Source organism: Metapseudomonas cellulosilytica (genome assembly GCF_049334135.1).
GTDB lineage: Bacteria > Pseudomonadota > Gammaproteobacteria > Pseudomonadales > Pseudomonadaceae > Metapseudomonas.
In genome coordinates this window covers 78,326-94,138 of the sequence record NZ_JBHZGN010000002.1, presented here as the reverse complement: position 1 = coordinate 94,138, position 15,813 = coordinate 78,326, and the positions used below count along the sequence as shown (strand labels likewise).

Here is a 15,813-nt window from a genome sequence, read left to right as displayed (position 1 = left end):
AAATATGAATGATGCCGGAGGCATTATACTCACGGTGAAGAGGGGTTACACCGAGCGCAATTTCGGTAAGTATACTGAAAGCCTCGGTCATTCCTTTTGCTATGCCCTCGCATCTGCATACGAAACCTTCTGGCCAGATAATAATTCAACTGAAAGAACATATTATTATCACATTAGTACGCTTCTTGATTTCTTGGCCGAAGATTGTTCGCAAGAAGAGCTCAGGGATTTTTTGAAAACTGGAGACGTCTCAGGCGCAGGCGAATCCTACATTGTTGTGCTTTTCCATAATTTGATCAGTTCTTACCGCAGTTATCTTAGTGAATTAGGTGTTGTAAATCGAACTAAGAATAACTATGCGGCAGGCGTGCGCGCGTTCGTTCACCATCTTGCAAGTCGGGGGGTCGTGCCGCATGGCTTGGACATCAAAGGTTTCAAGTTTGAGCGTGGAATAGGCCCCACACTGCTTGATGTGACTATTCATAAAGAGATTGATATCCAGGCGCTGATTGCTCAGCATCAGGATACCCTTATTGACGAAGGGCTTGATGATCTCGAGGGTATAGAAAGCCTTCTTTCAAATATCTTCGACGAGGCAGTTGCTGGTGGTTCAAGTGAGGCGGCGCTTGATATCGTTGAGGCATCTACTCGCGTCTTAGATAATCGCCTGGACACATTGAAAAGCGCCAGTGCTGATTTGGTAATACAGCACTATAAACTACTTCAAGAGGCGCGGCAGTGGGCGAGTAATCAAGCATATCAACGGAAAGCGAAAAGCTTGAAGGATATGTTTCGTCAGAATACCGATGGGGTGACTGATCGCCTGGCGTCAAAAGTCATGGGTGCGGAATACGCTATCTTGCTGGATGGCTGTGCTCTGCAGGTGATAGTTACATATTGCTATCTCTATCATGGCGGAGTTTATCCTTTGGACGAGGATGCTTCCTACGCACTCTTAGCTAATCGCATACAAAAAAGCGGTATCTCTATATCCGACGTTCGAAACGCCCTCGGTTATTCGCGTGAAGCACGTGTGGCTGCGTTTGTATGGCTCTCGATTAAGTACGCAATCAATCCCGATGCTTTATTAAATCTCGCAACGAACTGTCTTATTCCCATTGGCAATGATGGGCAATATCAGCTTGTCTGGAATAAATTGCGTAAAGGGGCCGAGAATCAGGAGTCAGTAGTTGTAAGTTCTCGTATGGATGGAGTTGCGCTTACTTGTGAGACCTTGACAGCTATTGATGTCGTTGAGTATCTGCGGATATGTACCGAACATATTCGCGATTTTGCGCGTAATGAAGATCGCGATAGTTTGTTTATTGGATTCTACAAAAACTTCACAAAGGGAACTGGCGGTGAGCGAGTGTACGTGCCGTCAAGGCTCGCGCTTAGAACAATAAATATTGCCTTTAGATCACTCTGTCTAGAACTCTCCGGAGAGCGTTGGTCAAGTACACTGAAAGCACTGCGCGGCAGTGTTCTTTTGTTGACTGGACTTGTAACGCGAGATGCTATGCAAGTAATGCAGGTCGGCCGTCACAGTGACTTAAAGATGGCGGCTAAGTACACTTACCACCTGCCTGAGATTTTGCGTCGTGAAAAGAAGATTCGAGAGTTTTTAGAGTGGTTTGAAACGGTATTAACCGTCAGTATTGATCAGTTTGCAGAGAAGGTCGGTATTGACCCCGAGGCTTACGAGAGGCGTAAGCAGAGCATACTCAATCAGCAGTTCGGTGGCATACATTGTTCAGATCCCACGGCCGGCATTCAGCCCGGCACGATAGAGGGGGAAGTCTGCCATCGCATCGATAAGTGCGTCAGTTGCGCGAATCGCCGTAGTTTGTTTCTCGCCACAAAAGAAAACATTGCTAATGTAATCCACTGGCGCGAGATACTGACTAAAGCCGAAGTGCGCCTAAGGGGGGAGGAGTTTACAAGGTGGCATCTGTGGAAGCTGTTCGTGAACTCAATTCTCGATAAGCTCTACAGTATACGGGAACACCGCAGATTGCTTACTCAGGCAGAAGAGTATTGCAATAGCCATAGTAATCCTTATATTAACATTATCCCTATTCACGTCATCGAAGAGGCTAATGCATGAGTGTAGTTGACATGAGTGCCTACAGGAGTTACTTCGATGATGAATACGGCCTAGATAAGCTTAAATCTTATTCCGCCTCCTGGTTTGTCGGAGCATCGTCTTTTACTGATAATCAATGGGTTGTCGAGGATGGGCCGGGTCGACAGATTATCCGATTTGATGTTGCTGTGGCGCCAAATGAGTTGCTTACGGATAATCAAGATCTCTGTCATGCGATTAAACTTTCGGCATACCTCGTGCGCACTATTAGTCATGATAAAAATATGGGTGGTGCTTTATCTGGTATCTCTCAATATAAACATGTAAATGACATCGTTAACCACGTTCGTTGGCTCAGGCTGCAAGGTGTTAATTATCTTTCCAGTGTGAATGATGGCGTATTTACTATTTTTAGGGATTCAATTGGCAAGCCGTTGTATGCACGCCTGAGTCTTGAGGATCGCTTGCGAGAAAAGCTTGAAGAATTACAGGGTAATCCCGCAGATCTTGATAAGTACAAGATATTTCGCAACAGACTTGGTCATGTAGAGTTTAATGTAAATAAACTAAGCGAGGCTCTCGGTGTTAGTGATCGAATACTAGGGAGTCGCGAAGCGCCGATGCTGGTAATGCTAACCAACTTCCGCCTGCATAATGGATTTTACATTAAAGATAGTATTAAGGATCGTTATGCAGGGGGAGGTGTCAAAAAAAACTTAGAGATTTGCAGTCAAGATTCTATCCGCAAAGAATTGACGTCCATTTCAAAGCTCTATCGTCAGTGTCAGATATTCAAAGACCTTTTCCCTGCTAGTCATCAAATACCCAGCGATTACTTCCAAAAAAATAATATAAAGCCTACGCAAGTATCCAGGGAAAAGGGGCGGCCTGGCGAGCGCACGCGCGATATTCCGCAGCCCATTTTCTTTGAGTTGATGGATCGAGCAATTCGCTGGGTCGTCGATTTTGCGCCGCTATTGCTTGATCTCAAGTCTCGGGCTCTCGTGCAGCACGAAGAATACTTGAGTGACGCAGGGCGCGGAGGGAAAGCAGACCATAGGATGCAGTATGCGTCGAAAAGGATGCGAGCATGGCTAAGTAAGCAACTTGCCCAACTGGATGGCCATCCAGGGAGTCCATATCCTATATGCGGGTTTGCAAAGGACTATTCTGAAAAGAAAATTGAAACGGTCTTGGCTACACAAGTTCAGGAGGGGCACGCACTTCGTGCTCAAGGGTTGACATATAGGGCGGTCGGCGAGTGCTTGGGTGTAAGCAAGGCGACAGCGCATCGCCTTATTACTAAGGGGCGTGCCGAGAGCGGTGCATCGCTGAATAAATGTCTGCACCATTTACTCCCCACCGCTTGCTTGCTGGTTATTTATTGCTTCACAGCCCGGAGGGAGTGCGAAGTCGAATCGCTCACAGCAGGTTGCTGTGTGGATACGCAGAGTGGACCAGTTATTGGCATGTACTCTGCCAAGGTTTATCAGGAACGCAAGTATTTTCCTGTCACGAAACTTGTTGCTAAAGCGGTTCAAGTGCTTGAGGCTCTGACTGAACCGGTTCGTAATGAAGGGAATCAATCGCTACTTATTTTTCCAGCCCTCAGTGGTGGGGTTGTTAATTATTGGTCCAGCGGAAAAATAAACGAATTCTCCGAGTATGTTGGTGTTCCAGATAATGAAGGAACTCCTTGGAAGTTTAGCGAGCATCAGTTTCGTCGATTCTTTGCAATGATGTTTTTCTACAAGTTTGAGTCTGGAGATCTCGCAACGCTGTCCTGGCACTTGCGTCACACAGATTTTGAAATGACTGCCAAGTACATAACGGATAAGGACTTCCGCAGTGCTTTTGAAGAGGTGAGGTCAGAGCGCATTTTGTCATTTGCACAGTCCGCTGCTAATGAAAAAGCTGAAGTGCTGTTTGGAAATATGCAGAAAGAGTTGGGTGAATTTTTTAGATCGTTTGATGCTGTTTCAGAGCGGCGAGCTGAAAAGATGATTGAGAAGGTTGAGGATATTGGCTACGTTCTTAACTTTGTACCTGACGGGGCATGTTTCGGCCAGACACCGACTTTGTTACAGCGCAGCAAGTGCATCATGGATGATACTGTTCAACAGTCTTCGGCTTGCCGAGGGTCGTGTGTTGGTTGCCCTAATTTGCTGGGCTTTGAGACTGGCATAACTGCAGAGGATGTTGGCCTGGTTCTTGATCCCATGTCGTCACCAATGCTGAAAGCTTTTGCCGACAGGCAGGAGGCTAACAATGCCTAAGCATATTAGTGAAACGAACCGACAAAGGAGCGAGCAGAAGATTCAGCGCAAGCTCGACGGTCTCAAGCACTACATCGAGAACGGAGTTGCCGATTTTCCAGTTCCGAAGAAGTTCACCCTCAACTGGTTTGCTGCCTTGGCTTTTGAGCCCTATGAGAGCGTATCTAAGGCCAGCGATCAACTTAGGACGGGGTCAGCTACGCACGAGCGTGTGATTGCGTCACTTGCGAGCGCACAGGTGGTTCTGGAGAACGGCAGGGCTGAACAGGGTATTTGTCTCAAGTCAAAGCGAATTAGCGAGCTTGAAACCAAGGTTAAAAAATATGAAACGATGATGCCGGGCTTGTCGCAAACTATCGTTGATTTGCTTGATCAAGTGCGTGAACTTGAACAGCGTATTTCCTTGCAACAAGCCCAATGGACTGACAATCGTTTCAGTGCCAGCAAGATCACGGGTCGCTCAAATGTTTGATCTGTTGCCGACGAAGAATGGCCAGCACATCGTTGTTGATGAATCGGGCGCGCTTCAGCGTCACGTAACGCAATATTTGCTTGATCTTGAAATAGTTCAGTGTCATGAAAAAACCTATATTCGTCAGATCGCATATCGACTTAAGGCGTGGTTGAACTGGCTTGGTGAACGCGATATTTACGATGTCACAGACAGGCTTTTGTGCAAGTATCGTGATGAACTAAAAAACTCTGGCGACCTTGAAGCCAAAACTATCAATTACAGAATTTCATCTGTCTGCGCCTTCTATTGGTATGCCGAAAACACAGGCTTGTGTCGTGGAATTATCGGATCTAACGACATGCTAAGCGGCCGTGTGTTTCGTATCGTCGTAAATCGGCCTAGGCAAGGGAATAGTGTTAACTATGAAATACCATTTTTGCTTGGAACTGTTCAGCAAGCAAGAAAGCGTATTCCGTCCGCAGACGAAATTGCTGCGCTGAAAGACGGCATTGCTGATAAAACTTTGGAAAGCGGTCTGCCGCTCGCCGAAGAAATCAATGTGCGCAATCAATTGATGCTTCGCTGGATGGCGGAAGCAGGGCTGAGGCGCTTGGAGGTTGTATCACTACCCGTGAATGCAATTCCGACCAAGTTCCTGCCCAATACCATGGTGATGGTCACTTTGACCAAAGGTACAAAGTTTAAAAAGGTACGCGACGTTGAGGTCGAGTCCTCGCTGATTCAAGAGACCCTTGATTACATTGAGTTTGAACGTCCAGAGATAGTTAGAAAGTGCCATGCTGGTCATGATCCAGGCGTTGTATTTGTAAGCACTCACAATGCTAATGGCGGCATTTTTACTGCGCAAGCGATTACTGATCTGCTTGACTCTGTAGATAGTGATATTTCGCCGCACGCGCTTCGGCGCTATGGGTTGACACGTTATGCTGGTTATCTTTACCGCATTCAGCAGTCGCTTTACAAAGCCGGTGAGATTGCTGAAATCGACAGGCGCAGCATCGAGTTACGACTAACCCAGCAAGCGGGTCATGAGAAAATTTCGACAACATTCAGATCTTATGTCGATGTGGCTATAGCAATGTCTTTGTCTGATTCTGGAATCAGCTCTCTGGAAGAGAGTCGTATCCTGCTTCAATCACAACTTGCGATGATCACGTCTCAGATTGAAGCGGCGAGATCGCTAACAAGAAAAATTTAGCGGTGTCCTGGAGGAAAAGATCGTTTAGATAGCCGTGGTGAAGATACTGAAAGCGATCTACGAGGAAGACTTCCTGGGATTCTTATATGGGTTTCGCCCTGGTCGAGGGGAGCATTATGCATTGGACGCGCTGACGGTGGGGATACGAAGTCGACCCAATAGATGGGTACTGGAAATAGTGGCTGCTCTCTTCAAAGGCACATCTCCAGCCTTCCAAGACATTAAGGGGAAGATCCACCTCCATCATTGAAAAAATCTCGCGCGCAACACGCCCGAAATTCCTTAAGTCTTCGTCGCCGTCTCTAAACATACTGTTCACCATCCGCTCGCGCTGCAGGCCTGCAAGTGTCGTAAAAAACAGGGTTCGCACAAATGGACCTCATGATACTCACCATCATGGGGCGAGCCGCACATGCCAGGATCGTCAATGGGGGGACGCCCATTACAGAGGCAAGATCATGCGTCTTTTCAAGGGCAAGGCCCGTTGCGCCGGTCTCCAACTGGCTCAGGTATGTTTGGTTGCTGACGTTCCCGAAGAGGTAAGCGTCGCTGAGGATGAAGAGGGTAACCAAGCGGGTAGATGATGAGAGCAACTACAGCACTCACCCCGTAAGTAGTAGGGGCAATCTTCGAGCATCTGAGGTTATCTTTTCCGCAGGACGTCACCTTTGACCCTTGCCATTCAAGCTCCCAGGGGGGGGCGGCGCTGGCTAAGTAGTATCCTCTCAACTCGGTATAAACTAGGGTCTTTTCTGCGGCTCGTGGATGGTAGGGATCTCGTCATTCGCGGCGAGGTCGGCTTCCTTTTGGCGGAGACCCGCAAGCATCGTGGCCCGGTCAGATTGTTACGGCAGACAGTCCAACATCACATCGTCATCGATCAGCGATACACAGCGCGGTCAAGGCTGGACGCGGAAGTCGATCTCACAGACATGGAGCGCGATGCGCTGGCCCACGCAGTGTCTAGAGATGCCTGGCGGAGAACGGTTGGAAGGTGGATCGCCGGGGCGCCTTGGTCGAAGCTACGAGCAGTCTCGAGTGATCAAGAACGGCTTCATCACGGCATTGCGTAAGAAACTGGCGCAGAAAAAGAGTTGATTCGAATTCGGGGGAAGCATGGGTATTTCGTATTACCTTGCATGTTTGGAGACCCGGCAATATGTCTGGGTTGGTAGGCTTGCCCCACAGGGGGCGGTGCCGGTGGCGGACGTCGACGGCTCCGTCGCCATGTTCGCGCTGGAGAATCGGAACAAGCCGTTGATCGTCGTGAGCGAAAGCCATCCGATTCTCGAAGAGGGCATAGAGTGGTCGCCGCCGACAGTGCAGGGACAACCATGACAAATCAACGCGAACCGAATCCACTGGACCTGGGCTGGACAGCGCACACGCAAAAAGAATTAGCTCTGGTGGAAGGCATAACGCCGCTTCTACACAAGCTTGCCCAGGGGCGCGAGATTGCGGGGCTATCTGCGTATAAGGAGGGACGGTAATGGAAGATCTGCTGCCAAAGCACCCAGGGTCACGAGTCCCCGTTTTCGCAAAAGGGGCACAGTGGATACGTGCGGATTTTCATCTGCATACCCGTGCAGACCGCGAGTTCAAATACGCTGCCGATGACGACTTTTACAACAGCAGCTACGTGGATGCGTTGGAAAAGGCCCAAATTCGACTGGGTGTGATTACCAATCACAACAAGTTTGATTGCTCTGAATTCAAGGCATTGCGCGCTACTGCCCAGAAAAAAGGGATTGCACTGCTGCCGGGCGTAGAGCTATCCGTCAATGATGGGGCCAATGGCATCCATACGTTGGTCGTGTTTTCCAACGACTGGCTTGCCGATGGCCATGATTACATCAATCCATTTTTGACTAGCGCTTTCGAGGGCAAAACACCTGCACAATACGAACAGGAGAACGGACGCACCTCATGGTCGCTCCTGGAGACAATCAAGAAGCTAGAAAGCTATCACCGCGACTTTTTTCTCGTATTTGCCCATGTTGAAGCCAACAGCGGACTTTGGGCTGAGCTGGATGGTGGCCGTCTGGCCGAGCTTGGTCAAAACGAGTTCTTCCGCCGCAGAACCTTGGGTTTTCAGAAGGTTCGCACCCATGATGGTGCAGGCAAAGACAAGCCCAGCCGAACCAAGGTTCAAAGCTGGCTGCAGAACTGGTACCCAGCCGAGCTAGAAGGCAGTGACCCCAAGTGCCTCGACGAAATCGGTCGGGGGAAAACCTGCTATCTCAAGCTTGGCGAATTGTCCTACGAAGCGGCCAAGTTCGCCTTGAGCGACGCCCCTTCACGTGTAGCTTTGGATCCCCCAAAGCACCAGGCTTCGCATATTCGTAGCATCCACTTCGATGGCGGAATCCTCGACGGGCAGACGCTGCATTTTTCCCCCGAACTCAATACGCTCATCGGCATCCGTGGCAGCGGCAAGTCTTCTATTCTGGAGGCAGTGCGCTTTGCTCTCGATATCCCTCGGGGCGAGAAAGCACAGGACACCAAGTACAAAGATGAGCTGATCCGTCACACCCTGGGCAGTGGCGGCAAAGTGACGCTGACGGCCTGCGATGTGTACGGGCAAGAGTTCACGATTTCCCGCATCTTCCGCGAAGCCCCGAACGTCTATCTGGACGGCAAATTGCAGCCCGGCGTGTCAATTCGGGAAACCGTTCTGCGCCGCCCGATTTACTTTGGGCAGAAAGACCTCTCCAGCACGGGCGAAGGGTTCGAGACTGATCTGGTGGAAAAGCTGGTCGGTGATAAGCTCCGTGTGCTGCGCGATGACATCGAAACCCAACGCCAGCGTGTGCGGGAAGCCGCCCAGCGTTGGCTCAAACTCAGCGACGCTGCCGAACTCAAACGCGACTACGAGCAGCAGCTCACCGATTCCAACTTCCGCCTGAAGAAGTTTGAGGAGTACGGAGTAGCCGACAAGCTTCAGAAACGCCTAGGGTTTCAACAGGATGCCGCTGCGCTCACGCGCCTGCGCGAGCGGGCAGACGACTTCACCCTTGCCCTGGGCAGCCTGATCGCCGAGCACGAGGACGAACTTCGCAATGCGATGAGCTACGTGTCCCGGCAAAACCCAGAGTTTTTCGCCGCTTATTACGCTGAGTTTTCGCATCTCATTGGTAGGGTCGAGCAACTCAAGCAGATCGAACAAGACGCACGTGCCATTGCAAGCCGCCTCAACGCTCAACAGGGCGAGTTCGAAGGCGCACGCAAGAGCCTTCAGGAAGAGTTCGCGCAAGTCGAACGACAACTGGCCCAGGAACTCAAGCAAACCGGCATGACCGCCATCCAGCCGGATGACTTTCTGGCCCAGCAACAGCGCAAGACTAAGGCGGAGCAGATGCTGGAGGCACTTGCCAAGCAGGAGTCCCTGCAGACCAGCATCCGCGATGCGCTGTTTGCCGAGATCGACAAGCTCAATGAACTTTGGCTGCACGAATACAGCACCATCAAAGGGGAGCTGGACCGTGTGAATGCCAGCCACACCGCCCTTCAGATCGAAGCCGAATTCAAAGACGATAAAGAGTCTGCCATCAGCTTCATGCAGCAGCTCTTCAAAGGCAGCAACATCCGCGAAACCACCCTCCGGGCGGTCATGGAGGACTACGCCGATTTCGGTGGACTCCTGCGTGCACTGCCGGGTGCCTTGGTCAAGGCGGGCAGCACACCTGAGGTCTTTGAAAAGACCTTCATGCAGAATCTGGCCGAATTCGTTACCTGGCAAGTTCCGAACCGCTTCGTGATCCGTTACCGTGGCAAGGAGCTGAAGCACCACTCGCTCGGGCAGCGTGCTTCAGCCCTGCTGCTCTATGTCCTCAGCCAGCGGCAGAACGACGCCATCATCATCGACCAGCCCGAAGACGATCTGGACAACCAGACCATCTACGACGATGTGATCAAGCTGCTCCGCGAGATGAAGCCTCACGCCCAATTCATCTTCGCCACCCACAACGCCAATTTCCCGGTGCTGGGTGATGCCGAGCAGGTGCACGCTTGCCAGTACCAGGATGAAAAAGTCGCCACTCGAAGCGGCAGCATCGACGCCCGCCCGGTGCAAGAAGCCATCATCAACATCATGGAAGGAGGCCAAGAAGCCTTCAACCGTCGTAAAGAGGTTTACAACCTATGGAAACCACAGAGCTGATCGACATCCTCAGCCGAGGTGAGGACAGTCGCCATCAGTTCAAGGCGGACATCACCAATGCCGATGCCTTAGCGGCAGAGATCGTTGCCTTCAGCAACACCTCTGGCGGGCGGATCTTCATCGGCGTGAGCGACGATGGTTCGGTGCGCGGTCTGTCCAGCGCCGATGTGGCCCGTCTCAACCAGCTCATCGCCAACGCGGCCTCCCAGAATGTACGCCCCGCCGTGAACCCGCTCACAGACAACGTGGCACACCCTGCGGGCACGGTGCTGGTTGTCTCCATCGCCGAGGGGATCAACAAACCCTATATGGATAAAAACGGGGTGATCTGGGTGAAAAACGGCTCCGACAAGCGCCGTGCCACCTCGCGCGAGGAAATCCAGCGCTTGTTCCAACAGGCAGGCTTGGTGCATGCCGACGAAACTCCGGTCGCGGGTCTGGGGGGCGGCGATGTGGACATGCCTTATTTCGAAGCCTTCTTCGAGCAGCAATTCGGCGAGCCGCCCGCCCAGCACCAACAGCCGCTACCTCAGTTGCTGACCAACATGAACCTGATGAACCAGGGGCAGCTCAATGTTGCTGGCGCGCTGCTGTTCGCCAAGGCGCCGCACTATGCGCTGCCCGCTTTCATCGTCAAGGCGGTGGCCTTTGTCGGCAATGAGATTGAGGACGATCGCTACCTCGACAGCCGCGACATCATCGGCAAGCTCGCCGATGTGTTCCAGCAAACGCTGGGCTTCATCAGTGCCAACACCCGTGCCCTGCAAGGGGATCAGGGCATCAACTCCGTGGGCCGCCCAGAAGTGCCCCGTATCGTCTGGGAAGAGCTGGTCGCCAACGCGCTCATCCACCGCGACTACTTCATCAGCGCCCCGGTGCGGGTGCTGGTATTTGCGGATCGGGTCGAGATCATCAGCCCCGGCCACCTGCCCAATAACCTGACCATCGAAAACATCAAGGCCGGCAACTCCAACATGCGCAACCCCATCCTCGCCTCCTTCGCTACCAAGCTCCTCCCTTATCGCGGGCTGGGTAGCGGCCTGCTGCGCGCCCTGCGGGCCTGGCCTGCAATTGAACTCATCGATGACCGCGCCGGCAATCTCTTCAAGGCCATCGTGACACGGCCCCAGACGCTGCTAGCGGTGGAATCGTCTGCTCTCGACGAGGGGCGCACCGTATGAGCGGAAACGACAAGCGCCCATTGGTGCCACTGTTGCGTTTTTTGTAGGTTCGGAATGCGAAGGGGTTGAAGGAGGTTGGCAAATGGGCTGTGCACGGCACTAATTCAGGGGAGGCGGGAGATATCCTCATAGCTGTAAACCTATCTCCGGACCAGATAAGATTCACTCGACCCTTTCCTATTTACGGGCTTCGTTGGCATGTTGGGCAAGCCAGTTCTCGCACTGGGCCAGCATGTCGCCGCCTACCACGGCTTCCCGCGTTTAGCCTGCCCGCCGCGCCCATGCGGTGGTACATGAGCCTTCTTGAATCATTTGCTCAATGGTGACTCGCTCACTCGTGGCTATTTCCTCGATTAGATGCTTGACCATTACATTCGTCGATCAAACGCATCAGAACATGGGTAAAATTGAGTCTCACGTTATGGTGCTTCACGCGTGATACCATTCCCCCATCTACTACGTGCAATCTGATGAAAACAGCCAAAGAGCTCGCCAAGCATTTGAATTTGTCCGTGTCGACGGTGGGGCGTGCGCTTGCCAATGATTCGCGGATCAGCGTGAAGACTCGGCAGCTAGTCATGAAGGAGGCTGAACGATTTGGCTATGTCGCCAATCGAGCGGCTCAGATGATGCGCGGCGGGTCAAGCAAGCTCGTTGGCCTCGTGCTCTCTGATCTCGGCAACAGCCAGTACAGCATTGGCGCGCATGCCCTTTCGAAAACGTTGGAGGCAGAAGGCTATCAGCTGGTCCTCTCAGAAACCAACGATGATCCCGATGCCGAATTACGACAATTGCGCGAATTGATCAGCGCTAGCGCCGCCGGTATTGTGATTACCCCAACCAAAAATCCACGTCCAGAAACCATCCGACTTCTTAAGTCCACGCCACATGTTCAGTGGATTAGACGACATCCGTCTCTGGGCGAACAGTGGTTTTGCTTCGACAACGTCAAAGCGTTTGAGGCTGGCACAAGGCATCTTATCGCCTTGGGGCACCAACGGATTGGCTACATTGGACCACCCCCATCAACCTTTGTTGGCGAAGAGCGCCTCAATGGGTTTCGTATGGCGCAAATGAGCGCGGCCATCGACGAGGAGCTAATGGTGTTCGGCCCTGGCGCATCGTCGGAGTTCGGGCGCGCGGCTTTGCGCCAGCTCCTTGCATTGACGGAGCCGCCGACGGGTATTGTGCTCGGCTCATTGCAAATCACCCGAGGCATATTGGATGAGGTGATCGATCAGGGCCTAAAAATCCCCGAACAGTTTTCGGTCGTGGGATTTGGTGACGAGCCGGGATTCCGTTGGTGGCAGCCTGGGTTAACAACGATTTCTGTTCCAAACTCCGAGATTGCCACAGCCTGCGGTCTCTGGCTCCTGCATCAAATGAAGAAGGGCAGTGCGGCGTCTAGCGCTCCCTTTGGGTCGGTCACGCCCGGGGAGTTGGTCGTGAGGGGCAGTTCAGGCCCGCCCCCCGGCAGGATCTCCTTGCCTCGTCCCGCAGTCCCATGCAAAGCGCAAGGGATGAGTTGAACCCATCCTAAGAACTACCACCAAGTAGTATTGCGTGGGAACTTACCGAAAAGCGCGCCCGCCGTCGGCGATAAAATTGCTGCCAATGACGCAGGAGGCTTCGCTGCTCAAAAGGAACGTGACAACGTTTGCTACCTCTGCCGGTTGTGACAGGCGACCCAGCGTGTAGCGGGAAATGAATCCGTCGCGGTCCACGCCGTCCCTGGAAAGAAAACCGTCGGTCATAGGGGTTTCGACGGCACCAGGGCAGACGCTGTTTACACGAATTTCCGGCCCCAATTCTTTGGCAATGGTTCGGCTGTATTGGACCAAACCTGCCTTGGCTGCGGAGTAGGCTGCGCTGCTGACCCCTGGCATGAGTGCCGCGAGCGCGGCGATGTTCACGATGGCTGCGCTCTTTCCATCTCTGGCTGCCTCGCGAAGATATGGAAGCGCCGCGCGGCAAGCCAAAAACGGAGCCGTCAGATTGGTAAGGATGCTTTCATTCCAGCGCTCCAGGTCGCACTCTTCCAGGGTACAGACGTCAAGGACCCCTATCGCATTCACAAGACCGTCCAGTCCGCCCATAGACGCGGCAGATTCGTGAATGGCGCAGGTGGTCGCGTCTTCGTCGCGCAGATCCGCACAGAATGAATAGCCACCAGTGACAGCCTGCACTTCGGACAGTCGCTCTTGCCGCCGCCCGATGATGGAGACAACGGCGCCTTCTTGACTGCATCGCTCGGCTATCGCGCGGCCAATTCCGGTACCGCCGCCGGTGATAACAATGCGTCGCCCCAAAAGACGGCCGTCACGTTGCGATGGCTGGCCAGTCCCCTCAGGTTTCATCGAGAGCGTGTCTGTGTTGATTTGTGCTGAGTTCATGCGATTACCAATAATACCTTCCCAAAGTGTTTGTTGTGCCGCATCAGCTCTTGTGCCAAACCTGCCTCGGCAAGAGGAACCACTCGGTCGATCCGCGGCTTGAGTTTGCCCTCCACGACCAGTGGAAGAACGTCCGAGGCAAAGGCTCGGGCGATGGCGGCTTTTTCTTCCATGTTTCGGGTGCGGAAGGTCACCCCGGTGATTTGCGCGCGCTTAAACGCAAGCATGCCGATATCCAGTGTGTCGCTAGCGCCCCCGAGGCGGCCTACCGCAACAATGCGCCCGCAAATGGCGAGGCTATGCAGGTTCCCGGTCAGAGCGCCGCCGCCAACCATATCGATGACAAGGTCTACGCCTTGCCCGCCTGTTGCCTCGCGTACCGCTTCGGACCAGCCGTCCTTCATTACAAAGGTGTGGTCTACTTCCGTGCCCGTCAGTTGATCCAGTTTGTCCTGCGAACGCGCGACCCCGATCACCGTCTTCGCACCGCTTAACTTGGCAAGTTGCGCAGCCGCTTGGCCTACACCAGAGGTGACTCCTTGTATGAGGACCGTTTCACCAGTGCGCAGTTTGCCTTGCGTAATCAAAGCGTCATGTGCAGTCATGAACCAGGCGGGTAATGAGGCGGCCGCTTGCCAATCGATCCCATCCGGCAGTTTCACCGCGATCCTATGGTCGACATTTGCAAATTCCGCGTGCGAGCCGCGCGAAACCGCCATTATCCGATCGCCTACGGAAAACCCAGTGCAACCTGGGCCCACTTCAACGATTTCCCCGGCCAATTCGCTGCCTGCAACGGTGTTCGGTGCGTAGTGATCGGAAGTAAGCGCCAGATCGGCACGGTTAAGGCCTGAAATCTTCACCCGAACGAGGAGTTCCCCTTCGCCGATCGTCGGCTGTGGTACCTCCGCCAGGGTGAGCCGGGGTTGATCCGGCTTGGTGTTATCAACGATAAGCCCCTTCATTCCAAAACCTCGCCAGTGACCTTTTCCAGTGACAGCCAATTCTCGGCATTCACCGCTTTTCCAAGCAGGAAGCGCGCACGTTTTTCGTCCTCAGGCAAAGGCGGCGGTGCGCCGTTTGTCGCTGCCAAGCGGAGCCCCTTGAGAACGTCTTCAAATAGAGTGCACATAGGCAAGAGCAGGGCGAGCGGATACAAAATTTGTGTATAGCCCATGGCATGAAGCTCGCTGACAGGCGGTGAAGGACAATCCTGGCCCCCATAAACGACGACTGTGAGCGGCGTTCCACGGAACGCTTGGCCGATACGCTCAAGCTCTTCGGGTCTGCGTACCCCGGCAAGGAAAAGCCCATCCACCCCACATTTCAGATACATCTCCGCACGGCGGATTGCGGCGTCCAAACCTTGCGCACCGTAGGCGTCGGTGCGCCCGATGATCCACATATCTTTGTTGTCACGAGTATCGAGGGCGACCTTCAGTTTTGCCGCGATTTCCTCGTCACTCACCACGCTCACAGCTGCGCTTTGACCAGGCCGCTTTACAGCGCGCATTTGATCTTCAAGCACGAGAGCGCCAACGCCGAGGGATTCGTTGACGCGGACGGTCCGAGCGACTGATTTCACATCCCCGTAACCGTCATCCCCGTCGACCATGCAGGCAATCGACGTTGCATCAAGAACATCCCGAGTTATTGCTGACATGTCGGTCAGGCCCGCGAGTCCCAAATCGGGCAGTGCATAGCGTGCCGCAAGTGCACCAGACCCACTGATTGCCATCGCCGGGAAACCGGCCATTTCAATCAGTCGCGCCGAGAGCGAATCATGAGCGCACGGCATGACAAGCGGTACGCCTGGGGTTGCCAGTTCACTGAAAGTCTGGCGCTTTGCCATCTCGCTCGGTCTCCTCTCCTGGTCGTGGTTTGGCTTGCTCAACTCTGCATTGTGCAATCGTTATACTGTCTTTTGGTGGTCTGCTCAAACTCGCTAAGCTCAGGTAGCTTTGCCGACATTTCTTGACGTGTAAAGGGTTTTTTCGGATCTCGTGCCGGGCTGGGTAATGCCGATTCTTGGTTGTTTTTGCTTT

11 protein-coding genes are annotated in these 15,813 nt (G+C 53.1%); 8 read left to right on the top strand and 3 right to left on the bottom strand.

Annotation, left to right across the window (positions count from 1 at the left end; genetic code table 11):
* The first annotated feature begins 4 nt into the window (after positions 1-4).
* From ACFW0H_RS02565 to ACFW0H_RS02525, 8 genes are all read left to right on the top strand, one after another.
* Positions 5-2,107: a hypothetical protein gene (locus ACFW0H_RS02565; RefSeq protein ID WP_422912334.1), complete on the top strand. Its 2,103-nt coding sequence runs from the start codon at positions 5-7 to the stop codon at positions 2,105-2,107.
* On the top strand, positions 2,104-4,362 hold the full coding sequence (locus ACFW0H_RS02560; RefSeq protein WP_422912333.1) for a hypothetical protein: 2,259 nt from the start codon (positions 2,104-2,106) through the stop codon (positions 4,360-4,362). The genes ACFW0H_RS02565 and ACFW0H_RS02560 overlap by 4 nt, the downstream gene beginning before the upstream one ends.
* Positions 4,355-4,834, top strand: a complete 480-nt coding sequence (locus ACFW0H_RS02555; RefSeq protein WP_422912332.1) for a hypothetical protein — start codon at positions 4,355-4,357, stop codon at positions 4,832-4,834. The genes ACFW0H_RS02560 and ACFW0H_RS02555 overlap by 8 nt, the downstream gene beginning before the upstream one ends.
* Positions 4,827-6,035: a tyrosine-type recombinase/integrase gene (locus ACFW0H_RS02550; protein WP_422912331.1), complete on the top strand. Its 1,209-nt coding sequence runs from the start codon at positions 4,827-4,829 to the stop codon at positions 6,033-6,035. Before ACFW0H_RS02555 ends, ACFW0H_RS02550 begins: the two co-directional genes overlap by 8 nt.
* A gap of 1,116 nt (positions 6,036-7,151) precedes the next feature.
* Positions 7,152-7,373: a hypothetical protein gene (locus ACFW0H_RS02540; protein ID WP_422912330.1), complete on the top strand. Its 222-nt coding sequence runs from the start codon at positions 7,152-7,154 to the stop codon at positions 7,371-7,373.
* 151 nt (positions 7,374-7,524) lie between these two features.
* Positions 7,525-10,194, top strand: a complete 2,670-nt coding sequence (locus ACFW0H_RS02535; protein ID WP_422912329.1) for a TrlF family AAA-like ATPase — start codon at positions 7,525-7,527, stop codon at positions 10,192-10,194.
* Positions 10,176-11,375, top strand: coding sequence for an RNA-binding domain-containing protein (locus tag ACFW0H_RS02530; RefSeq protein WP_422912328.1), 1,200 nt, complete (start codon positions 10,176-10,178; stop codon positions 11,373-11,375). The genes ACFW0H_RS02535 and ACFW0H_RS02530 overlap by 19 nt, the downstream gene beginning before the upstream one ends.
* A gap of 470 nt (positions 11,376-11,845) precedes the next feature.
* Complete coding sequence (locus ACFW0H_RS02525) at positions 11,846-12,904, top strand: LacI family DNA-binding transcriptional regulator (RefSeq protein WP_422912327.1); 1,059 nt, start codon at positions 11,846-11,848, stop codon at positions 12,902-12,904.
* A gap of 42 nt (positions 12,905-12,946) precedes the next feature.
* On the opposite strand, the gene ACFW0H_RS02520 is transcribed toward ACFW0H_RS02525, so the two are convergent.
* From ACFW0H_RS02520 to ACFW0H_RS02510, 3 genes are read right to left on the bottom strand one after another with little or no spacing between them, the layout of a single operon-like run.
* The gene (locus ACFW0H_RS02520; protein WP_422912326.1) at positions 12,947-13,768 is read right to left on the bottom strand and encodes an SDR family NAD(P)-dependent oxidoreductase; all 822 of its coding nucleotides are present in this window, start codon (positions 13,766-13,768) and stop codon (positions 12,947-12,949) included.
* A complete protein-coding gene (locus tag ACFW0H_RS02515) occupies positions 13,765-14,733 on the bottom strand; it encodes a zinc-binding dehydrogenase (protein ID WP_422912325.1) in 969 nt (322 codons plus the stop codon). Before ACFW0H_RS02515 ends, ACFW0H_RS02520 begins: the two co-directional genes overlap by 4 nt.
* Positions 14,730-15,620, bottom strand: a complete 891-nt coding sequence (locus ACFW0H_RS02510; RefSeq protein ID WP_422912324.1) for an isocitrate lyase/PEP mutase family protein — start codon at positions 15,618-15,620, stop codon at positions 14,730-14,732. The genes ACFW0H_RS02515 and ACFW0H_RS02510 overlap by 4 nt, the downstream gene beginning before the upstream one ends.
* Positions 15,621-15,813 lie beyond the last annotated feature (193 nt).

Bases quoted from the DNA above. Each gene is read 5' to 3' on its own strand.
- ACFW0H_RS02540 (WP_422912330.1), top strand. From the start codon at position 7,152: ATGGGTATTTCGTATTACCTTGCATGTTTGGAGACCCGGCAATATGTC.
- ACFW0H_RS02530 (WP_422912328.1), top strand. From the start codon at position 10,176: ATGGAAACCACAGAGCTGATCGACATCCTCAGCCGAGGTGAGGACAGT.
- ACFW0H_RS02565 (WP_422912334.1), top strand. From the start codon at position 5: ATGAATGATGCCGGAGGCATTATACTCACGGTGAAGAGGGGTTACACC.
- ACFW0H_RS02520 (WP_422912326.1), bottom strand. From the start codon at position 13,768: ATGAACTCAGCACAAATCAACACAGACACGCTCTCGATGAAACCTGAG.
- ACFW0H_RS02510 (WP_422912324.1), bottom strand. From the start codon at position 15,620: ATGGCAAAGCGCCAGACTTTCAGTGAACTGGCAACCCCAGGCGTACCG.
- ACFW0H_RS02535 (WP_422912329.1), top strand. From the start codon at position 7,525: ATGGAAGATCTGCTGCCAAAGCACCCAGGGTCACGAGTCCCCGTTTTC.
- ACFW0H_RS02555 (WP_422912332.1), top strand. From the start codon at position 4,355: ATGCCTAAGCATATTAGTGAAACGAACCGACAAAGGAGCGAGCAGAAG.
- ACFW0H_RS02560 (WP_422912333.1), top strand. From the start codon at position 2,104: ATGAGTGTAGTTGACATGAGTGCCTACAGGAGTTACTTCGATGATGAA.
- ACFW0H_RS02515 (WP_422912325.1), bottom strand. From the start codon at position 14,733: ATGAAGGGGCTTATCGTTGATAACACCAAGCCGGATCAACCCCGGCTC.
- ACFW0H_RS02525 (WP_422912327.1), top strand. From the start codon at position 11,846: ATGAAAACAGCCAAAGAGCTCGCCAAGCATTTGAATTTGTCCGTGTCG.
- ACFW0H_RS02550 (WP_422912331.1), top strand. From the start codon at position 4,827: ATGTTTGATCTGTTGCCGACGAAGAATGGCCAGCACATCGTTGTTGAT.